The organism is Streptococcus timonensis, from assembly GCF_047460355.1.
GTDB lineage: Bacteria > Bacillota > Bacilli > Lactobacillales > Streptococcaceae > Streptococcus > Streptococcus timonensis_A.
The window spans coordinates 245,081-266,527 of record NZ_JASHGL010000002.1 but is presented as its reverse complement, the minus strand read 5'-3'; the positions used below and the strand labels follow the sequence as shown (position 1 = coordinate 266,527).

General features: G+C 39.5%; 21 protein-coding genes. 19 read left to right on the top strand and 2 right to left on the bottom strand.

Annotation, left to right across the window (positions count from 1 at the left end):
- Nucleotide 1 precedes the first annotated feature (1 nt).
- The 4 genes from QM941_RS04715 (at nucleotide 2) to QM941_RS04700 (ending at nucleotide 4,629) form a co-directional block, all read left to right on the top strand.
- Nucleotides 2-1,228, top strand: coding sequence for a cysteine desulfurase (locus QM941_RS04715; protein WP_414339328.1), 1,227 nt, complete (start codon nucleotides 2-4; stop codon nucleotides 1,226-1,228).
- The gene (gene sufU, locus QM941_RS04710) at nucleotides 1,215-1,655 is read left to right on the top strand and encodes a Fe-S cluster assembly sulfur transfer protein SufU (protein WP_414339326.1); all 441 of its coding nucleotides are present in this window, start codon (nucleotides 1,215-1,217) and stop codon (nucleotides 1,653-1,655) included. The genes QM941_RS04715 and sufU overlap by 14 nt, the downstream gene beginning before the upstream one ends.
- A 35-nt stretch (nucleotides 1,656-1,690) precedes the next feature.
- Nucleotides 1,691-3,103, top strand: a complete 1,413-nt coding sequence (gene sufB, locus QM941_RS04705; RefSeq protein WP_414339324.1) for a Fe-S cluster assembly protein SufB — start codon at nucleotides 1,691-1,693, stop codon at nucleotides 3,101-3,103.
- A 128-nt stretch (nucleotides 3,104-3,231) separates the two neighbouring features.
- Nucleotides 3,232-4,629: an APC family permease gene (locus tag QM941_RS04700; RefSeq protein WP_414339323.1), complete on the top strand. Its 1,398-nt coding sequence runs from the start codon at nucleotides 3,232-3,234 to the stop codon at nucleotides 4,627-4,629.
- 28 nt (nucleotides 4,630-4,657) lie between these two features.
- Here QM941_RS04700 and pbp3 read toward each other — a convergent pair whose 3' ends face one another.
- On the bottom strand, nucleotides 4,658-5,896 hold the full coding sequence (gene pbp3, locus QM941_RS04695; protein ID WP_414339321.1) for a D-alanyl-D-alanine carboxypeptidase PBP3: 1,239 nt from the start codon (nucleotides 5,894-5,896) through the stop codon (nucleotides 4,658-4,660).
- Between the two features lie 105 nt (nucleotides 5,897-6,001).
- Here pbp3 and QM941_RS04690 point away from each other — a divergent pair, with 105 nt between their 5' ends.
- The 12 genes from QM941_RS04690 to QM941_RS04635 all read left to right on the top strand — a co-directional run bounded on the left by QM941_RS04690 (nucleotide 6,002) and on the right by QM941_RS04635 (nucleotide 16,607).
- Nucleotides 6,002-7,111: an AI-2E family transporter gene (locus QM941_RS04690; protein WP_414339320.1), complete on the top strand. Its 1,110-nt coding sequence runs from the start codon at nucleotides 6,002-6,004 to the stop codon at nucleotides 7,109-7,111.
- A 220-nt stretch (nucleotides 7,112-7,331) separates the two neighbouring features.
- Nucleotides 7,332-8,528, top strand: a complete 1,197-nt coding sequence (tuf, locus tag QM941_RS04685) for an elongation factor Tu (protein ID WP_075567734.1) — start codon at nucleotides 7,332-7,334, stop codon at nucleotides 8,526-8,528.
- Between the two features lie 248 nt (nucleotides 8,529-8,776).
- On the top strand, nucleotides 8,777-9,415 hold the full coding sequence (gene tmk / locus QM941_RS04680; RefSeq protein ID WP_414339317.1) for a dTMP kinase: 639 nt from the start codon (nucleotides 8,777-8,779) through the stop codon (nucleotides 9,413-9,415).
- Nucleotides 9,412-10,302, top strand: coding sequence for a DNA polymerase III subunit delta' (locus tag QM941_RS04675; RefSeq protein WP_414339315.1), 891 nt, complete (start codon nucleotides 9,412-9,414; stop codon nucleotides 10,300-10,302). Before tmk ends, QM941_RS04675 begins: the two co-directional genes overlap by 4 nt.
- Nucleotides 10,303-10,342: 40 nt before the next feature.
- Nucleotides 10,343-10,660, top strand: a complete 318-nt coding sequence (gene yabA / locus QM941_RS04670; protein WP_414339314.1) for a DNA replication initiation control protein YabA — start codon at nucleotides 10,343-10,345, stop codon at nucleotides 10,658-10,660.
- Between the two features lie 2 nt (nucleotides 10,661-10,662).
- Nucleotides 10,663-11,541 (top strand): 16S rRNA (cytidine(1402)-2'-O)-methyltransferase, encoded by an 879-nt coding sequence (gene rsmI / locus QM941_RS04665; protein ID WP_414339312.1) that lies wholly within the window; start codon nucleotides 10,663-10,665, stop codon nucleotides 11,539-11,541.
- A gap of 134 nt (nucleotides 11,542-11,675) precedes the next feature.
- A complete protein-coding gene (gene trmFO / locus QM941_RS04660) occupies nucleotides 11,676-13,010 on the top strand; it encodes a methylenetetrahydrofolate--tRNA-(uracil(54)-C(5))-methyltransferase (FADH(2)-oxidizing) TrmFO (RefSeq protein ID WP_414339310.1) in 1,335 nt (444 codons plus the stop codon).
- Between the two features lie 83 nt (nucleotides 13,011-13,093).
- Complete coding sequence (pyrH, locus tag QM941_RS04655; RefSeq protein ID WP_006148673.1) at nucleotides 13,094-13,831, top strand: UMP kinase; 738 nt, start codon at nucleotides 13,094-13,096, stop codon at nucleotides 13,829-13,831.
- A gap of 9 nt (nucleotides 13,832-13,840) precedes the next feature.
- Nucleotides 13,841-14,398 (top strand): ribosome recycling factor, encoded by a 558-nt coding sequence (frr, locus tag QM941_RS04650; RefSeq protein ID WP_006148672.1) that lies wholly within the window; start codon nucleotides 13,841-13,843, stop codon nucleotides 14,396-14,398.
- Nucleotides 14,399-14,458: 60 nt separating this feature from the next.
- Nucleotides 14,459-15,313 (top strand): RNA-binding virulence regulatory protein CvfB, encoded by an 855-nt coding sequence (gene cvfB / locus QM941_RS04645; RefSeq protein WP_414339308.1) that lies wholly within the window; start codon nucleotides 14,459-14,461, stop codon nucleotides 15,311-15,313.
- An 8-nt stretch (nucleotides 15,314-15,321) separates the two neighbouring features.
- On the top strand, nucleotides 15,322-15,537 hold the full coding sequence (locus QM941_RS04640) for a YozE family protein (protein ID WP_001232087.1): 216 nt from the start codon (nucleotides 15,322-15,324) through the stop codon (nucleotides 15,535-15,537).
- An 83-nt stretch (nucleotides 15,538-15,620) separates the two neighbouring features.
- Nucleotides 15,621-16,607 (top strand): PhoH family protein, encoded by a 987-nt coding sequence (locus QM941_RS04635; protein WP_414339306.1) that lies wholly within the window; start codon nucleotides 15,621-15,623, stop codon nucleotides 16,605-16,607.
- A 48-nt stretch (nucleotides 16,608-16,655) separates the two neighbouring features.
- Here QM941_RS04635 and ald read toward each other — a convergent pair whose 3' ends face one another.
- Nucleotides 16,656-17,768 carry an alanine dehydrogenase gene (ald, locus tag QM941_RS04630; RefSeq protein WP_414339303.1) on the bottom strand — a complete coding sequence of 371 codons (1,113 nt, stop codon included), beginning with the start codon at nucleotides 17,766-17,768 and terminating at the stop codon, nucleotides 16,656-16,658.
- A 176-nt stretch (nucleotides 17,769-17,944) separates the two neighbouring features.
- Between ald and QM941_RS04625 the strand changes: the two genes are divergently transcribed.
- From QM941_RS04625 to QM941_RS04615, 3 genes are all read left to right on the top strand, one after another.
- Nucleotides 17,945-18,514, top strand: a complete 570-nt coding sequence (locus tag QM941_RS04625) for a GNAT family N-acetyltransferase (protein WP_414339301.1) — start codon at nucleotides 17,945-17,947, stop codon at nucleotides 18,512-18,514.
- Between the two features lie 66 nt (nucleotides 18,515-18,580).
- A complete protein-coding gene (locus QM941_RS04620) occupies nucleotides 18,581-19,228 on the top strand; it encodes a helix-hairpin-helix domain-containing protein (protein WP_414339300.1) in 648 nt (215 codons plus the stop codon).
- Nucleotides 19,212-21,428, top strand: a complete 2,217-nt coding sequence (locus QM941_RS04615) for a ComEC/Rec2 family competence protein (RefSeq protein WP_414339299.1) — start codon at nucleotides 19,212-19,214, stop codon at nucleotides 21,426-21,428. Before QM941_RS04620 ends, QM941_RS04615 begins: the two co-directional genes overlap by 17 nt.
- Nucleotides 21,429-21,447: the final 19 nt, after the last annotated feature.

Sequence of the window (21,447 nt, the reverse complement as noted above, 5' to 3'; positions counted from 1 at the left end):
TATGTTAGATGCAGAAGTGATTCGCAAGGATTTTCCAATTTTAGATCAGATTGTTAATGACGAACCTCTGGTTTATTTGGATAATGCTGCGACGACACAAAAACCACTAGCTGTTCTGGAAGCCATTAACCGCTACTATGAACAGGATAATGCAAATGTTCACCGAGGGGTTCACACCTTGGCAGAGCGTGCGACAGCATCTTATGAAGCTGCTCGTGAAACCATTGGTAAGTTTATCAACGCAGGTTCGACAAAGGAAGTACTCTTCACTAGAGGAACTACGACTAGTCTCAACTGGGTGGCACGTTTCGCTGAGGAAATCTTGACTGAGGGAGATCAGGTCTTGATTTCAGTCATGGAACACCATTCCAATATTATTCCATGGCAGGAAGCTTGCCGAAAGACTGGGGCAGAGCTTGTTTATGTCTATCTCAAAGATGGAGCTCTGGATATGGGTGACTTGCGTACTAAATTGACTGACAAAGTTAAATTTGTTTCACTAGCTCACGCATCAAACGTTCTTGGAGTGGTTAATCCTATCAAAGAAATCACACAAATGGCTCACCAAGTTGGAGCTATTATGGTGGTGGATGGTGCTCAGTCCACGCCTCATATGAAGATTGATGTACAGGATTTGGATGTGGACTTCTTTGCCTTTTCAGGTCACAAAATGGCTGGTCCAACTGGTATTGGTGTTCTTTACGGTAAAGAAAAATATCTGGAGCAAATGTCGCCTGTTGAGTTCGGTGGCGAGATGATTGATTTCGTCTATGAGCAATCTGCTAGCTGGAAGGAGTTACCTTGGAAATTCGAGGCTGGAACTCCCAATATGGCTGGTGCTATTGGACTTGCAGCTGCCGTGGATTATCTTGAAAAAATTGGCATGGACGTCATCGAAGCCCATGAACAGGAATTGATTGCATACGTCTTTCCAAAATTGCAGGCAATTGAAGGTTTGACCATTTACGGTTCGCAAGATTTGGCTCAACGTTCAGGTGTCATTGCCTTTAACCTAGGTGCCCTTCATCCTCACGACCTAGCGACGGCTCTAGATTATGAAGGAGTAGCAGTTCGTGCTGGTCACCATTGTGCGCAACCCTTGCTTCAGTATTTGGAAGTCCCAGCAACAGCTCGTGCAAGTTTTTATATCTACAACACCAAGGCAGATTGCGAAAAGCTGGTCGATGCTTTACAAAAGACAAAGGAGTTTTTCAATGGCACTTTCTAAACTAGATAGCCTCTATATGGCGGTGGTAGCGGACCATTCAAAAAATCCTCATCATCAAGGGAAGTTAGAAGATGCTGAACAAATCAGTCTCAACAATCCTACCTGTGGTGATGTTATCAATCTCTCTGTCAAGTTTGGTTCTGACGATCGTTTGGAAGATATCGCTTTTCTAAACTCTGGCTGTACCATCTCAACTGCCTCTGCTAGTATGATGACGGATGCAGTTTTAGGTAAGACAAAGCAAGAGATATTAGAATTAGCAACTATTTTTTCAGAAATGGTCCAAGGTCAAAAAGATGACAGACAAGACAGTCTCGGCGACGCAGCATTCTTGTCAGGTGTTGCTAAATTCCCTCAGCGAATCAAGTGTGCAACCCTAGCTTGGAATGCCCTTAAGAAAACAATTGAAAATCAAGAAGATAAATAATAAACATAGAAACATATAATGAAAGAAAGGATATTATGGCTGAAGAAAGAGTAGAACCAAAACCAATCGATCTTGGTGAATATAAATTTGGTTTCCATGATGATGTGGAACCAATCTTATCAACAGGTAAAGGATTGAACGAAGAGGTTATTCGTGAATTATCCGCTGCTAAGGGTGAGCCTGAGTGGATGTTAGAATTCCGTTTGAAATCTTATGAAACCTTCAAAAAAATGCCCATGCAAACTTGGGGAGCAGACTTGTCAGAGATTGACTTTGATGACTTGATCTACTACCAAAAACCATCTGATAAACCAGCCCGTTCTTGGGATGATGTTCCTGAAAAAATCAAAGAAACCTTTGAACGAATCGGGATTCCTGAAGCTGAGCGTGCCTATCTAGCTGGAGCTTCTGCCCAGTATGAGTCAGAAGTGGTTTACCATAACATGAAGGAAGAATTTGAGAAGTTAGGAATTATCTTTACAGATACAGATTCTGCCCTCAAGGAATACCCAGACTTGTTTAAGCAATACTTTGCGAAGTTAGTACCGCCGACAGATAACAAGTTGGCTGCCCTCAACTCAGCAGTATGGTCTGGCGGAACCTTCATTTATGTTCCTAAAGGAGTCAAGGTAGATATTCCACTTCAAACTTATTTCCGTATCAATAACGAAAATACTGGACAGTTTGAACGTACCTTAATCATCGTTGATGAGGGAGCAAGTGTCCACTATGTAGAAGGATGTACAGCGCCAACATATTCAAGCAACAGCTTGCACGCCGCCATTGTAGAAATTTTCGCTTTGGATGGAGCTTATATGCGTTATACAACCATCCAAAACTGGTCTGATAACGTCTATAACTTGGTTACAAAACGTGCTAAGGCTCAAAAAGATGCTACTGTTGAGTGGATTGATGGGAACTTGGGTGCCAAAACGACTATGAAATATCCATCTGTATACTTAGATGGAGAAGGAGCGCGTGGTACCATGCTTTCTATCGCCTTTGCCAATGCTGGACAGCATCAGGACACTGGTGCTAAGATGATTCACAATGCTCCACATACAAGCTCGTCTATCGTGTCTAAGTCTATTGCCAAAGGCGGAGGTAAGGTTGACTACCGTGGACAAGTAACCTTCAACAAGAACTCTAAGAAATCTGTTTCTCACATCGAGTGTGATACCATCATCATGGATGACTTGTCAGCATCAGATACCATTCCATTTAATGAAATCCACAACTCGCAAGTTGCGCTTGAGCACGAAGCCAAGGTGTCTAAGATTTCAGAAGAACAACTCTATTACCTTATGAGTCGTGGTCTGTCAGAATCTGAAGCAACTGAGATGATTGTCATGGGATTTGTAGAGCCCTTCACCAAAGAACTACCAATGGAGTATGCAGTTGAGCTTAACCGTTTGATTAGCTACGAAATGGAAGGGTCAGTTGGCTAGATTATATGAACAAAGACAGAACGAATGTTACATTTGTTCTGTTTTTTTAAAAATTTTAGTTTATAAATATTCACATTTGAAACGATATATGGTAGAATAATACAAAAATCAGTAAATGGGGGATGAATATGAATATTTTTAGGACAAAAGATGTTAGTCTGGGCAAGACTGAAATGCATCGTCATTTGAAATTATGGGATTTAATTCTCTTGGGAATTGGTGCCATGGTTGGTACAGGAATCTTTACCATCACTGGAACTGCAGCAGCAACTCTGGCTGGCCCATCCTTGGTAGTTTCAATAGTAATTTCTGCTCTATGTGTGTCACTTTCAGCTCTCTTTTTTGCTGAGTTTGCATCACGTGTTCCGGCAACTGGTGGAGCTTATAGTTACTTATACGCAATTTTGGGTGAATTTCCAGCTTGGATAGCTGGGTGGCTCACAATTATGGAATTCATGACAGCTGTTTCTGGTGTTGCTTCGGGTTGGGCAGCATATTTTAAAGGCTTGCTAAGTAACTTTGGAATATCAATGCCTCAAGCCTTAAATGGAACCTTTAATCCAGAACAGGGAACTTATATCGATCTCTTGCCCATACTAGTATTGGTATTAGTGACAGGACTTGTACTTTTAAATTCGAAAGCTGCCCTTCGCTTTAATTCTATTTTAGTTATTTTAAAATTCTCTGCCCTTGCTTTATTTATCCTAGTGGGTATCTGGTATATCAAACCTGAGAATTGGAACAATTTTGCCCCCTTTGGTTTTGGTCAAGTATACGGTGGAAGCACAGGAATTATGGCAGGAGCATCACTCATGTTTTTCGGATTTCTGGGGTTTGAATCTATTTCCATGGCAGTTGACGAAATTCAAAATCCACAAAAGAACGTTCCTCGTGGTATTGTTTTATCTCTTACCATTGTAACCATTCTTTATGCTTTAGTAACATTAGTGTTGACTGGTATTGTTCATTATAGCAAACTCAATGTTGACGATGCAGTAGCCTATTCTTTGAGAAGTATCGGTATTGGTTGGGCTGCCAACTATGTGTCACTCGTTGCTATTTTTACATTGATAACTGTATGTATTTCCATGACTTATGCTTTGTCTCGTATGATTTATAGCTTAGCAAGGGATGGCCTCTTGCCTGAGAGTTTCAAGAAAATCAGCCAGAAAAGTCGTATTCCAAAGAATGCTACCATCTTAACAGGTGTAGTTTCAGCGATTGCGGCAGGTATTTTCCCTCTTGCAAGTATTGCAGCTTTCCTTAATATCTGTACTCTAGCTTATCTGATTTTACTTGCTTTTGGTATAATAAAACTTAGAAAAGATAAGGGAATGCCTAAGGAAGGAGAGTTTAAAACACCTCTCGTTCCCCTCTTGCCTATTCTATCTATCCTGATTTGTGTTTCCTTTATGTTGCAATATAGTCGAGAAACTTGGCTGGCATTTGGTGTTGCCTTAATCATTGGTTTGGTCATTTACTTTACGTATGGTTATCAACACTCATCTCTTAAGGAGAAAGAATAAAAAAATCGCGAGAAATCGCGATTTTTCTTTATAATTTTTCGTTAACATATCGAACAAAATTATTCCACCAAATTTTAAGGAAAAAGGCTTTTTCGACATTTTTCTCTGCAACCATATCAAAGGACGGTCTATCTGAAGTAACGTAGCCTTGTCCAACTAGGTCCTTATCATCATAGGTTAAACGGCCAACAACGGTTCCAGCTTCAAGTGGAGCGGCTTGTTGACTATTCGCGGAGTATGTAATGGATGATTGGATACGGCTACCTAGGCGTTGAACAATTTGAATATCTTCTTTTGCGACAGCAGTAACTGTATCTTCCTTCCCATCTTGAACAGGTGCCTTACTATCTTGGTAACTTTCTCCCTGTTTAATAATAGTTTGAAGTGCAAAATTTGAGGAAATATAGTCTAAGAGATTGGAAGTAGCAGTGAAACGAGAGTATGGGTTTCCAGCTTGTGTATTAGCGTTAAGGACAACCGTAATTATTCTCATTCCTTTTTCAACTGTAGTACCAACAAAGGATTCACCAGCTTTATCGGTCGTACCAGTTTTCAGTCCGTCGATACCACCACGGTAAGCAGGCATATCTTCCAACATGTAGTTGGTAGAAGTAATGGTCATTCCTGCAAATGTGGAACTTGGTTTCTTGGTAATTTCCAAGACTTGCGGATATTTGAGAATCAGATTACGGGCAACAATCGCGACATCATAAGCGCTTAGCTTATTCTCATCATCTTTTTTTGATCCGGGATAGATATTGTCACCAAGGGTTTCATTATTAAGGCCTGTAGAGTTAACAAGAGTGGCATCTTGAATTCCCCATTCCTGAAGTTTAGCCTTCATCATGTCAACGAAATCTTTTTCAGAGCCAGCAACCTTTTCAGCAAGAGCAATAGCAGCACTGTTGGCACTAGAAACGAGGGTCGCGTCTAGCAATTCTTCCACAGTGTAGTTACGGGCATCTAGAGGTACATTACTAGCTTCAGAATTAGTTGTTAATTGGTAGGAATAATCTGAGATTTCTACAGGAGTAGTTAGGCTAATTTTTCCTTGCTCAATGGCCTCATATACTAAGTAAACTGTAATCAGTTTACTGATAGAAGCAATTTCCACTGGCTGAGTAGCATCTTTTTCGTATAAAATCTTTCCAGTATTTGCTTCAATGGCAATGACGTGCTTTGCTGCAACATCGAAATCTTGAGCCAATACAGGATTAACAGAACCAAATAAAAATATTGTCAATAAGGTAAAAATTATTTTCTTCATAGTAAACTTATTCTATCATAAAGGAAAAAAATAATCTTGATTTTTTGATGAAGGTTAACAATCTTTTTTGAAATATGGTAAAATAGGGAGAAGAGGAGGTGGCCTATGTTTCGAAGAAATAAATTATTCTTCTGGACTACTGAAATACTACTATTAACCTTAATTTTTTATCTTTGGAGACAAATGGGTGCCATTATCACACCCTTTGTTAGCGTAGTAAATACGATTATGATTCCATTCTTACTAGGTAGTTTTTTGTATTATTTAACAAATCCTATCGTCAATATTTTAGAGAAGAAGTTAAAGCTTAATCGTATCATTGGGGTTTTATTAACTCTATGTGCCTTAATCTGTTTGATTGTGATTGGAATTGTCTATCTCTTGCCTATTTTGATTAATCAGTTGAGTAGTTTGATTAGTTCGAGTCAAGACATCTATAGCCGTATTCAAAATTTAGTCATAGAATTATCTAAATATCCTGCATTTCAAAATCTAGATGTTCAAAAAACCATTCAACAACTGAATTTATCTTATGTTGATATTTTACAGAATATCTTAAATAGTGTGACAAATAGTGTAGGAAGTGTCCTTTCTGCTCTTGTGACAACTGTTTTAATCATTATCATGACACCGGTCTTCCTGGTTTACTTCCTGTTAGACGGCCATAAATTCTTACCAATGTTGGAAAGAAGCATTTTGAAAAATGATAGACTAAACATTACTGGTTTATTGAAAAATTTGAACACCACAATATCACGTTATATTAGCGGTGTTTCGATTGATGCAGTTATTATTGGATGTTTGGCCTTTGTTGGATACAGTGTGATTGGTATAAAATATGCTCTAGTCTTTGCGATTTTCTCTGCTTTTGCAAATTTAATCCCTTATGTTGGACCAAGTATTGGTTTGATTCCTATGATACTGTCAAATCTATTCACAGATCCTCAAAAAATGGTTATTGCAGTGATCTACATGTTGATTATTCAGCAGGTTGATGGGAATATTCTGTATCCACGTATTGTTGGTGGTGTGATGAAGGTTCATCCTATTACTATTTTAGTTTTGTTGCTCCTTTCTAGTAATATCTACGGTGTAATTGGTATGATTGTTGCTGTTCCTACCTACTCGATCTTAAAAGAAATTATCAAATTCTTGGTTCGCCTGTATGAAAATCATAAGGAAGTAAAGGACGTTGAGCACCATAATGTCCAGTAAAGAATCAGTTTAATCTGGTTCTTTTTTTGTTATAATTGACTAGTTTGTTGAATAATTTTAGTTATAGTATAGAGTAGCAGAAGTAAGATTAAGAATAATTAACAAAAACTTTGTAAAACACTTGCAATTTAGCTGAAATTTGATAAAATAGTAAGGAAAGTTAGACTGTATTGCCTACTGTCTATCTATAAAATATATTTTATTGGAGGCTTTTACTCAAATGGCAAAAGAAAAATACGATCGTAGTAAACCGCACGTTAACATTGGTACAATTGGACACGTTGACCACGGTAAAACTACCCTAACTGCAGCAATCACAACTGTTTTGGCACGTCGCTTGCCTTCATCAGTTAACCAACCTAAAGACTATGCGTCTATCGATGCTGCTCCAGAAGAACGCGAACGCGGTATCACTATCAACACTGCGCACGTTGAGTACGAAACTGAAAAACGTCACTATGCCCACATCGACGCTCCAGGACACGCGGACTATGTTAAAAACATGATCACTGGTGCCGCTCAAATGGACGGAGCTATCCTTGTAGTAGCTTCAACTGACGGACCAATGCCACAAACTCGTGAGCACATCCTTCTTTCACGTCAGGTTGGTGTTAAACACTTGATCGTCTTCATGAACAAGATCGACTTGGTTGACGACGAAGAATTGCTTGAATTGGTTGAAATGGAAATCCGTGACCTTCTTTCAGAATACGACTTCCCAGGTGACGATCTTCCAGTTATCCAAGGTTCAGCTCTTAAAGCTCTTGAAGGTGACTCTAAATACGAAGACATCATCATGGAATTGATGAACACTGTTGATGAGTACATCCCAGAACCAGAACGCGACACTGACAAACCATTGCTTCTTCCAGTCGAGGACGTATTCTCAATCACTGGACGTGGTACAGTTGCTTCAGGACGTATCGACCGTGGTACTGTTCGTGTCAACGACGAAATCGAAATCGTTGGTATCAAAGAAGAAACTAAAAAAGCTGTTGTTACTGGTGTTGAAATGTTCCGTAAACAACTTGACGAAGGTCTTGCAGGGGACAACGTAGGTATCCTTCTTCGTGGTGTTCAACGTGACGAAATCGAACGTGGACAAGTTATCGCTAAACCAGGTTCAATCAACCCACACACTAAATTCAAAGGTGAAGTTTATATCCTTACTAAAGAAGAAGGTGGACGTCACACTCCATTCTTCAACAACTACCGCCCACAATTCTACTTCCGTACTACTGACGTTACAGGTTCAATCGAACTTCCAGCAGGTACTGAAATGGTAATGCCAGGTGATAACGTGACAATCGACGTTGAGTTGATCCACCCAATCGCCGTAGAACAAGGTACTACATTCTCTATCCGTGAGGGTGGACGTACTGTTGGTTCAGGTATGGTTACAGAAATCGAAGCTTAATTCGATTTAGTTCCCAGAAGAACAATTATTTAAGTCAGACACTAAAAGAGCCTTGCTATGCAAGGTTCTTTTTTACATTCAATTTGTAAATTGAAGGAAATCGTTTATTATTCATGTAATAAAAAGTTATGGAGAGACTGAAATCTGGTCATTTCACAGATCTTTCTGGTCGATAATTAGAAAAAGCTTTTCACAAATACTTGATTTTTTGATAGAATAGAAGATAGTAAAAGAGAAATGAGTTAGACATGTCAAAAGGATTTTTAGTCTCTCTTGAGGGACCAGAAGGAGCAGGCAAGACTAGTGTTTTAGAAGGCTTGTTACCGAATTTAAAAGAAAAGGGAATCGAGGTACTGACAACTCGGGAACCAGGAGGCATCTTAATTGGTGAGAAGATTCGTGAAGTCATTCTAGATCCTAGTCATACACAGATGGATGCTAAAACAGAGTTACTCCTTTATATTGCCAGTCGAAGACAGCACTTGGTAGAAAAAGTCTTACCAGCGCTTGAAGCTGGGAAAATGGTTATTATGGACCGCTTTATTGATAGTTCTGTTGCTTATCAGGGATACGGCCGTGGCTTGGATATTGATGCGATTAATTGGCTTAACCAGTTCGCAACTGATGGGCTAAAGCCAGATTTAACCCTCTATTTTGATATTGAGGTAGAAAAAGGTCTTGCTCGTATCGCTGCTAACAGTGATCGCGAGGTTAATCGTTTAGATTTAGAAGGTCTTGATCTACATCGAAAAGTTCGCCAGGGCTATCTTTCACTTCTAGAGAAAGAGGGAGAGCGAATCGTGAAAATTGATGCTAGTTTGCCACTCGAACAAGTAATAGATCATACCAAAGAGGTCTTATTTGATAGAATGGGATTGACAAGATGAAACAAGAACAGCTAAAGGCTTTGCAACCTGAGCAATTTGATCGCTTTGTCCATATCCTAGAACAGGGTCAGCTTAATCATGCCTTTTTCTTTTCAGGCTACTTTGGAAGCTATGAGATGGCTCAGTTTATCGCAAAAAGTCTATTCTGTACGGATAAGGTAGGAGTCTTACCTTGTGAAAAGTGCCGTAACTGCAAGTTGATTGAGCAAGAAGAGTTTCCGGATGTTACCATTATTAGACCAATCAATCAATTCATCAAGACTGAACGTATTAGAGAATTAGTAGGTCAGTTTGCCCAGTCAGGTATTGAAAATCCACGTCAGGTTTTTATCATTGAGCAGGCTGATAAGATGCATGTCAATGCAGCCAATTCCCTTTTAAAAGTAATTGAAGAGCCCCAGAGTGAAATCTATATCTTCTTTTTAACCAGTGATGAAGAGATGATGCTCCCGACTATTCGAAGTCGAACTCAGATTTTTCAATTTAAAAAACAAGAAGCTCTTATCAGCTTACAACTTGAAAAACTAGGATTGGTAAAAAAACAAGCCAAACTTCTAGCTCAGTATAGTCAATCACAGTCTGAAGCCGAAAAATTAGCAAGTCAAGCAAGCTTTTGGACCTTGGTTGAGGAAAGTGAACGACTTTTAAGTTGGTTATTAACTAAGAAGAAAGAAAGCTACCTTCAAGTCGCAAAACTAGCTAGCTTAGCTGACGACAAGGAAAAACAGGACCAAGTCTTGCGTATCCTAGAAGTTCTTTGTGGGCAAGAAATCCTACAAGCAAGAGTTCGTGAGATATTAGAAAATTTACTAGAATCTAGAAAAATGTGGCAAGCCAATGTCAGCTTTCAAAATTCTCTAGAATACCTGATTTTAAAAGAAATTTAAGCTTAAAGAATGAATGATACAGAAAGGAAAGGGCTGGTTAATGGACAAAAAAGAATTATTTGATGCCTTAGATGATTTTTCCCAGCAGTTGCTTGCAACTTTAGCTGATGTTGAAGCTATTAAGAAAAATCTAAAGAGCCTAGTAGAGGAAAATACAGCTCTTCGTTTGGAAAACTCTAAGTTGCGAGAACGTATCGGCGAGGTAGAAACTGATACTACAGCTAGAGCAAAGCACGTTCGTGAAAGTGTTCATCGGATCTATAAAGATGGTTTTCACGTTTGTAATGATTTTTATGGACAACGTCGGGATCAGGATGAAGAATGCATGTTCTGTGATGAATTGTTGTATAGGGAGTAAGCATGCAGATTCAAAGAAGTTTTAAGGGTCAATCTCCCTATGGGAAGCTTTACCTAGTTGCTACACCGATTGGTAACTTAGACGATATGACTTTTCGCGCTATTCAGACCTTAAAGGAGGTAGACTGGATTGCGGCGGAGGATACCCGTAATACAGGACTCTTGCTCAAGCATTTTGACATTTCAACCAAACAGATTAGTTTTCATGAGCACAATGCTAATGAAAAAATTCCTGATTTGATTAGCTTTTTGAAAGAGGGACAGAGTATCGCTCAGGTATCGGATGCAGGGTTACCAAGTATCTCGGACCCTGGCCATGATTTGGTTAAGGCTGCCATTATGGAAGATATCCCTGTAGTCACGGTTCCTGGTGCAAGCGCAGGAATTTCTGCCTTGATTGCCAGTGGTTTGGCACCCCAACCTCATATCTTCTATGGATTTTTACCTAGAAAATCAGGCCAGCAGAAGCAGTTTTTTGAGGAAAAAAAAGCTTATCCAGAAACCCAGATTTTTTATGAATCTCCTTATCGTGTAGCAGATACTTTAGAGAATATGCTAACAGTTTACGGAGATCGCTCGGTAGTCTTGGTCAGAGAATTGACTAAAATCTATGAAGAGTATCAACGAGGAAGTATCACTGAACTATTAGAAAACATTGCTGAAACTCCTCTTAAGGGCGAATGCCTTCTGATCATTGAGGGAGCTAGCCAGGAGATAGAGGAAAAGGATGAGAAGGACTTATTCATAGAAATTCAAGACCGTATACTACAAGGAGTTAAGAAAAATCAAGCCATTAAGGAAGTTGCTAAGGCATACCAGTGGAATAAAAGCCAGCTCTACGCTACCTACCACGAATGGGAAGAAAATCAAATTCAAGATTAAACAGGGAAGTTTCTCTTCTTCCCTTTTTTTGTTATACTAGTAGGAGAAAAATTTAGAAAGATTTGTGGGTGTCAACCAGTCCAGTTGCTTGTTTTAATATGGACTTAGATTCCACCCAAAGAGGTATTAGTGTCATGTCTCAATCTTATATCAATGTCATAGGTGCTGGTTTGGCAGGTTCTGAAGCAGCCTATCAAATCGCAGAGCGTGGTATTCCAGTTAAACTCTATGAAATGCGAGGTGTCAAATCAACACCTCAGCATAAAACAGAGAACTTTGCAGAATTAGTGTGTTCCAACTCATTACGAGGGGATGCTCTTACAAATGCTGTCGGGCTCCTTAAGGAAGAAATGCGTCGTCTTGGTTCTGTGATTTTAGAATCAGCAGAAGCTACACGTGTTCCTGCAGGGGGAGCCCTTGCGGTCGACCGAGATGGTTTCTCCCAAATGGTTACTGAAAAAATTGCTAATCACCCCTTCATTGAGGTGGTTCGTGATGAGATTACAGAGTTGCCGACGGATGCCATTACAGTCGTGGCGACTGGACCTTTGACTAGTGATGCCCTTGCAGAAAAAATCCATGCCCTTAATGATGGTGATGGCTTTTATTTCTATGATGCGGCAGCACCAATTATCGATGTCAACACCATTGATATGAATAAGGTCTATCTCAAATCTCGTTATGATAAGGGAGAAGCAGCTTATCTGAATGCTCCGATGACCAAACAAGAATTTATGGATTTCCATGAAGCCTTGGTCAATGCAGAAGAAGCACCTCTTAATTCTTTTGAAAAAGAGAAGTACTTTGAAGGCTGTATGCCGATTGAGGTCATGGCCAAGCGTGGCATTAAAACCATGCTTTATGGCCCTATGAAACCAGTTGGTCTAGAATATCCAGAAGACTATAAAGGACCTCGTGATGGTGACTTTAAAACACCGTATGCAGTTGTTCAGCTTCGTCAGGATAATGCTGCAGGTAGTCTTTATAACATCGTTGGTTTCCAAACTCACCTCAAATGGGGAGAGCAGAAGCGTGTCTTCCAAATGATTCCAGGTCTTGAAAATGCGGAGTTTGTCCGTTATGGTGTCATGCATCGTAATTCCTATATGGATTCGCCAAATCTTCTTGAGCAAACATATCGTTCTAAGAAACAGCCAAATCTTTTCTTTGCTGGTCAGATGACAGGAGTAGAGGGTTACGTTGAGTCAGCTGCTTCAGGATTGGTTGCTGGAATCAACGCTGCTCGTCTTTTTAAAGGAGAAAGTGAGGCTATTTTCCCAGAGACAACAGCTATCGGAAGTTTAGCTCATTATATCACTCATGCTGATAGCAAGCATTTCCAACCCATGAATGTCAACTTCGGGATTATCAAGGAGTTAGAAGGTGAGCGTATTCGTGATAAAAAGGCTCGTTATGAGAAAATTGCAGAACGCGCCTTGTCTGATTTAGAGAAATTTTTATCTGTCTAATTTTTTTGAAAGAATTGCTCATGATACTATAAAAATCCTTGAAATTGTGATAAAATAGGTAGGATGAAAAAAGGAGAGAGAAAATGGTAGAACCTAAGTATAAACGTATCTTAATCAAGCTATCTGGTGAAGCCCTTGCTGGTGAACGTGGTGTCGGTATTGATATCAAAACCGTTCAAGCAATGGCACAAGAAATTCAAGAAGTACACAACCTCGGGATTGAGATTGCCCTCGTAATCGGAGGAGGAAATCTCTGGCGTGGAGAACCTGCAGCAGAAGCTGGCATGGATCGTGTTCAGGCAGATTACACAGGTATGCTCGGAACGGTTATGAATGCTCTTGTAATGGCAGATTCATTGCAACAAGTTGGTGTAGATACTCGTGTGCAAACAGCTATTGCTATGCAACAAGTAGCTGAACCTTATGTTCGTGGTCGTGCCCTTCGTCATCTTGAAAAAGGCCGTATTGTTATCTTTGGTGCAGGTGTTGGTTCACCATACTTCTCAACAGATACAACTGCAGCTCTCCGTGCAGCTGAAATTGAAGCAGACGCTATCTTGATGGCTAAAAACGGTGTTGATGGTGTTTATAATGCCGATCCTAAGAAAGATAAGACAGCTGTTAAATTTGAAGAATTGACTCACCGTGATGTCATCAGTAAAGGTCTCCGTATTATGGATTCGACTGCTTCAACACTTTCAATGGACAACGATATCGATTTGGTTGTCTTTAACATGAACCAACCAGGTAACATCAAACGTGTTGTATTTGGTGAAAATATTGGAACTACAGTTTCTAACAATATTGAAGAAAAGGAATAAAATAAGATTATGGCAAACGCAATTGTTGAAAAAGCAAAAGAGAGAATGACCCAATCTCATCACTCACTTTCTCGTGAATTTGGAAGTATTCGAGCTGGTCGAGCTAATGCAAGCTTGCTTGATCGTATCCACGTAGAATACTATGGTGTAGAAACACCCCTTAACCAAATCGCTTCTATCACTATTCCAGAAGCGCGTGTCTTGTTGGTAACACCATTTGATAAAACATCTTTGAAAGATATTGAGCGTGCTTTGAATGCTTCTGACCTTGGTATTACACCAGCTAACGATGGTTCTGTTATTCGCTTAGTAATTCCAGCTCTTACAGAGGAAACTCGTCGTGACCTTGCTAAAGAAGTGAAAAAAGTTGGTGAAAATGCTAAAGTAGCGATCCGTAATATTCGTCGTGACGCTATGGATGAAGCTAAAAAACAAGAAAAAGCTAAAGAAATCACTGAAGATGAGTTGAAAACACTTGAAAAAGATATTCAAAAAGCGACAGACGATGCTGTTAAACACATCGACGACATGACTGCCAATAAAGAAAAAGAACTATTGGAAGTCTAAGAAATAAACAGAAAAACTCAGTTGGCATTGCTGGCTGAGTTTTATTCGAAAGAAGGAAACATGAATACAAATCTTGCTAGTTTTATCGTCGGTCTGATAACTGATGAAAATGACCGTTTTTACTTTGTCCAAAAGGATGGTCAGACCTATGCTCTTGATAAGGAAGAAGGCCAGCATGCAATAGGTGATACCGTTAAAGGCTTTGCCTACACGGATATGAAGCAAAAACTTCGCTTGACTACCATAGAAGTGACTGCCACTCAGGACCAATTTGGTTGGGGAACCGTAACGGAAGTTCGTAAGGACTTGGGTGTTTTTGTTGATACCGGTCTACCTGATAAAGAAATCGTTGTGTCACTCGATATCCTCCCTGAGATCAAGGAACTCTGGCCTAAGAAAGGTGATAAACTTTACATCCGTCTTGAGGTAGATAAGAAGGACCGTATCTGGGGACTCTTAGCCTACCAAGAGGACTTCCAACGTCTAGCTCGTCCAGCCTACAATAACATGCAGAACCAAAACTGGCCTGCAATCGTTTATCGTCTTAAGTTATCAGGAACTTTTGTCTATCTACCAGAAAACAACATGCTTGGATTTATCCACCCAAGTGAGCGCTATGCAGAGCCACGTTTGGGGCAAGTGTTAGATGTGCGTGTCATTGGTTTCCGTGAAGTTGACCGAACTCTTAATCTATCACTAAAACCTCGCTCTTTTGAGATGTTAGAAAACGATGCACAAATGATTCTGACTTACTTGGAAAGTAATGGTGGATTTATGACCTTAAATGACAAATCATCACCAGATGACATCAAGGCTACCTTTGGTATTTCTAAAGGTCAGTTCAAAAAAGCACTTGGTGGCTTGATGAAGGCTGGGAAAATCAAACAGGATGAGTTTGGTACTGAGTTAATTTAGGGAGTTATATGAGAAAATCATTTTATACTTGGCTTATGACAGAGCGTAATCCTAAAAGTAATAGTCCCAAAGCAATTTTAGCGGATCTTGCCTTTGAGGAGTCAGCCTTCCCGAAACATACGGATGATTTCGATCAGGTGAGTCGATTTTTAGAAGAACATGCTAGTTTTTCCTTTAATATGGGAGACTTCGATCGCATCTGGCAGGAATATTTAGAACATTAAAAAGGCATAGGTGTTAGGGATAGCAATTTCTAAATGCCTTTGCTATAATAAAAAGAAATTAAAGAGTTAGAGAGGTTCTTTGTTTGAAGGAACATTCAATAGACATTCAGTTAAGTCATCCAGATGACCTGTTTCATCTTTTTGGTTCCAATGAACGCCATCTTCGTTTGATGGAGGAAGAGCTAGATGTTATCATCCACGCTCGTACAGAGATTGTACAAGTCTTGGGAGAGGAATCTTCTTGTGAAGAAGCACGGCAAGTAATTCAAGCCTTGATGGTCTTGGTCAATCGTGGCATGACAGTAGGAACTCCGGATGTGGTGACAGCCATTAATATGGTGAGAAATCATGAAATTGATAAGTTTGTTGCCCTCTATGAAGAAGAAATCATCAAAGATAATACTGGTAAACCGATACGTGTAAAGACACTGGGACAAAAACTTTATGTTGATAGTGTTAAGAATCACGACGTTACCTTTGGAATTGGGCCTGCTGGTACGGGTAAGACATTTCTAGCAGTGACTTTGGCAGTGACAGCCCTCAAGCGTGGTCAAGTTAAGCGTATCATCCTGACACGTCCAGCAGTAGAAGCTGGGGAAAGCTTGGGATTTCTACCAGGTGATTTGAAGGAAAAGGTAGACCCTTATCTTCGTCCAGTATACGATGCCTTATATCAGATCTTAGGGAAGGACCAAACAACTCGTCTCATGGAGCGAGAAATTATTGAGATTGCGCCTTTGGCCTACATGCGTGGACGTACCTTGGATGATGCCTTTGTCATTTTGGATGAAGCCCAAAATACAACCATCATGCAGATGAAGATGTTCTTGACTCGTCTTGGATTCAATTCGAAAATGATTGTCAATGGGGATATTAGCCAAATTGACCTACCACGTAATGTTAAATCAGGTCTGATTGATGCCCAGGAAAAACTTAAGAACATTCACCAGATTGACTTCGTTCATTTTTCAGCTAAGGATGTGGTTCGACATCCAGTCGTTGCTCAGATTATCAGAGCCTATGAACCTCGACCTGTCAAAGCTGAAGAGAATCAAGAAGAAACAGAATAAAGAAAAAGAGCAGTTGAAAAACTGCTCTTAATTTTTTTGAATTTCTTATTAGACAAGTTCACTGATAGGTGTGAAGTCACGTTCTAAACCTTCAGCAACTGGTTGACTTGTGAGTTGACCTTGATAAGTTGTTACACCTTCACGTAATCCAGCATCTTCAAGGATTGCTTTCTTAAATCCTTTTCCTGCCAAGGCTTCGATATAAGGAAGGGTCACATTTGTAAGGGCGATAGTAGAAGTACGAGCAACTGCTCCAGGAATGTTAGCTACTGCATAGTGGAGAACACCGTGTTTTTCATATACAGGTTCATCGTGAGTTGTTACTCGGTCAGCTGTAGCGATAACTCCACCTTGGTCAACAGCAACGTCTACGATGACAGAACCAGGTCTCATTTGTTGAACCATGTCATCTGTCACAAGTTTTGGTGCTTTTGCTCCAGGGATTAGAACAGCTCCGATAACTACGTCAGCATCACGAACACTTGCTTCAATGTTAAATGGATTAGACATGAGAGTTTGAATTTGATGACCAAAGACATCTTCAAGGACTGAAAGACGTTTAGCACTGATATCTAAAATAGTAACTTGAGCTCCTAAACCAAGAGCGATACGTGCTGCGTGTGTGCCAACGACACCCCCACCGATAATAGTTACTTTACCTTTAGGAACACCTGGGACACCACCTAAAAGAACTCCAGAACCACCTGCTTGTTTAGTCAAGAAGTGAGCTCCGATTTGGACAGCCATACGACCAGCAACTTCACTCATAGGGACTAACAATGGTAGTTGACCTTGGTTGTCACGAACGGTCTCGTAAGCAACACCAGTTGTTTTTGCTGCTAACATAGCATCCGCTAATTCTGGGGCTGCTGCCATATGCAAGTAGGTGAAGAGAAGTAAATCATCACGTAGGTACTGATATTCAGTATCTAGAGGTTCTTTTACTTTGACAACTAACTCTGCAGCCCAAGCTTCTTTTGCAGTTGCGACAATCTCAGCTCCTTGCTTTTCATAGTCATCATCAGCAAAACCAGATCCAAGTCCCGCATTTGTTTCGATGAGGACTCGGTGACCACGACCAACAAGACTCTGTACACCAGCAGGTGTCAAAGCAACACGATTTTCATTATTTTTAATTTCCTTTGGAATTCCAATTAACATAGAGATTAGCTCCTTATTTAATATCTAGGTTCTTATACGAAATCATCACAGGAAGAACCCAGTCTTTTCTTGTGATGTTCTTATTTTATATAAAACCGCTATAAATTGCAAGAAAAACTTGTAAACCTATTTCTTTTATGTTATTCTTTTAGCAACTTATTTTAGGAGGTGAAATCATGGAATCACTATTTATCAAACTAGCGAAGCATCCCGTTATCGAAACAGAACGCTTAGTGCTTAGACCTGTAACACTTGATGATGCAGAAGCTATGTTTGAGTATGCTTCAAATAAAGAAAATACGCGCTACACTTTTCCAACCAATCAAAGTTTAGAGGAAACCAAGAACAATATTGCTCAATTTTATCTAGCCAATCCATTGGGCCGATGGGGAATTGAATTAAAAAGTACAGGAGAGTTTATCGGAACCATTGACCTGCACAAGATGGATACTGTTCTTAAGAAGGCAGCCATTGGTTACATTATCCATCAAAAATATTGGAATCAAGGTTTGACGACAGAAGCCAATAGAGCTGTAATTGAACTGGCTTTTGAAGAAATCGGAATGAATAAGTTGACGGCTCTTCACGATAAGGATAATCCTGCATCTGGAAAGGTCATGGAGAAATCAGGGATGCGTTTTTCTCACGAAGAACCATATGCCAGAATGGATAATAAAGAACCGGGACGAATTGTAACACGTGTACATTATGTTTTAACCAAGGAAGATTATTTTGCAAATAAGTAAGCAGTTGAAAAGTTTTTTCAGCTGTTTTTTTCTTTCTCTTACGAATAAGCTAAGAGAGGAGAAAATATGGAAGTTCTTATCGAAAAAATCAAAGAGTACAAAATTATCGTTGTCTGTGTTGGACTAGGCTTGGCAGTAGGGGCTTTTTTCTTATTAAAACCAAGCCCAGAAATTCCTGTAAAAGATACAAGTCCACAAACAGAACTTGAAAGTTCTGCCAAAGTCAAGTCTAAAGAAGAAATACCTAAGGATATAGAAGAAACCACAGAAGTGGTAGAGCAAGATCTAATTACTGTTGATGTCAAGGGAGCTGTTAAATCACCTGGCATTTATAACTTACCACTTGGTAGTCGGGTTCATGATGCTGTGCAAAAAGCTGGTGGGATGACTGAAAATGCAGATAGCAAGAATCTCAATCTAGCTCAGAAAGTCAGTGATGAAAGCCTGGTCTATGTCCCAACCAAGGAAGAATCGGCTAACCAAGAGTCTTATTCAAATGCTACTGGAAATAAGGAAAGCAAGAAGGTTAATCTCAATAAAGCCAGTCTTGAAGAGTTAAAACAAGTCAAAGGATTAGGTGCTAAACGCGCTCAGGACATCATCGACCACCGTGAAACAAATGGGAAGTTTAAGTCAGTAGACGAGCTCAAGAAGGTCTCTGGCATTGGTGCCAAAACCATAGAAAAGTTAAAAGACTATGTTACAGTGGATTAGTCGCTTTCCAGTCCCCAAAATATATCTCAGTTTTCTCCTGCTTTGGCTCTACTATGCTATCTTTTCGGCTAGTTTTATTGCCCTTCTTGGTTTTGTATTTCTACTGCTTTGCCTTTTTATCCAGTATCCTTGGAAGATAGTCATCAAAGTTTTCCTGGTATCTAGTCTTTTCGCATCTTGGTTTGTCTATCAAAAATGGCAACAAGAAGAAGCCAGTCACTTTCTCGTTGACTCGGTTGAGACAGTGCGAATATTACCTGATACCATCAAGGTGAACGGAGATAGTCTATCCTTTCGAGGCAAAGCTGACGGAAGAATTTTTCAGGTTTTTTATAAGTTTGAATCAGAAGCCGAGAAAGAACAATTTCAACATCTTACAGACATCTATGAGATTGAACTTGAAGGAAAATTATCAGAACCTCAAGGGCAGAGAATTTTTGGCGGTTTTGATTACCAAGCTTATCTGAAGGTCCAAGGAATTTACCAGATACTCAATATCAAGAGAATCCAGTCACTAAAAAAAATTAGCAGTTTGGACATAGGAGAACACTTGTCTAGTTTACGTCGAAAGGCTGTAGTTTGGATCAAGACTAAGTTTCCAGACCCGATGCGTAACTATATGACAGGCCTATTGCTGGGGCACTTGGATACAGACTTTGAGGAGATGAATGAGCTTTATTCAAGTCTTGGAATTATTCATCTTTTTGCCTTATCTGGTATGCAGGTAGGTTTCTTCATGAATGTCTTTAAGAATGCAGTCTTACGTTTGGGTTTAAGTCAAGAAAAGTTCAGATGGCTGGCCTATCCATTTTCGCTAATCTATGCAGGATTAACAGGTTTTTCAGCCTCAGTCATTCGCAGTCTCCTACAAAAATTATTAGCCCAACATGGATTTAAGGGACTGGATAATTTTGCCCTGACAATTCTGATCTTATTTCTGGTCATGCCCAACTTTTTCTTGTCGACCGGTGGGGTCCTTTCTTGTGCCTATGCCTTTATCCTAACAATGACCAGCAAAGAAGAGCAAGGTGTAAAAGCTATTTTAAGAGAAAGTTTGATTATTTCCTTAGGAATTTTGCCCATCTTAACCTTCTATTTTTCTGAATTTCAACCATGGTCAATCCTTTTGACCTTTGCTTTTTCTTTCTTATTTGACTTGGTCTTATTGCCTCTCTTATCGATTCTATTCTGTCTTTCCTTTATTTATCCGGTCACTCAAGTCAATTTTATTTTTGAAGGACTAGAAAGTATCATTCGTTTTGTAGCTCAGAGTACTAGCAAGCCCATCGTTTTTGGACAACCTAGCCTCTGGGTTTTACTGGCCCTCTTACTTATTTTGGCCTTACTGTATGATTCAAGAAAAAACTGTAAAAGGTTGTCACTATTAGTTTTCATAGTTAGTACACTCTTTATCCTTACTAAATATCCTTTGGAAAATGAAATCACCCTAATCGGTATTGGACAAGGACAGAGTATTTTTCTAAGGGATTTGACTGGAAAAACTATTCTGATTGATGTCGGCAAAGACGAAGAGGATGAAGACAAAGAAGCTTGGCAAGAAAAGACGACTTCTAGTCAAGTTCAAAGAAACTTGATTCCCTATCTTAAAAGTCGAGGAGTCGCCGAGATTGATCAGTTAATTCTAACCAATAGTGATGACAAACAGATTGAAAACCTCTTGGAAGTTAGCAGAGCTTTTGAGATTAAAGAAATTATATTGGAAGAAGAGAGTCTAGCTCAGAAGGACTTGCTTGAAAAACTGAAATTAAACAAGATGATCATTTCGAGTATAAAAACAAAGAAACAAATCTCTATTTTTGGGAGCCAGTTAAACATGATCGACACGAAAAAAAGTAAGGATAAAACTTCTCAAACTTTTCTTCATGGGAAATTGCTAGACCAAACTTTTTTGATAGCTAGAAACTTAAAAGAAAAAGATTTACTCAAGAACTATCCTGATTTACAAGCTGATGTCGTGATTATGGGCCAGCATGATAAAAAGAGTTCATCCAATTCAGAATTGCTTAAAAAACTGAAAAGTAAAATTACCATCATATCTGCTGAAAAGAAAAGAAGAGGCAATGATTCTCAGTCTCAACTTTCATTGGACAGCAGTAAACTATACCGATTGAAACAAGAAGGTTCTCTTCGTTTTAGAGGATGGAATAGTTGGAAACTTGAGACTCCATCCAAAAATTAAAGAGTAATCCTAGATTAAA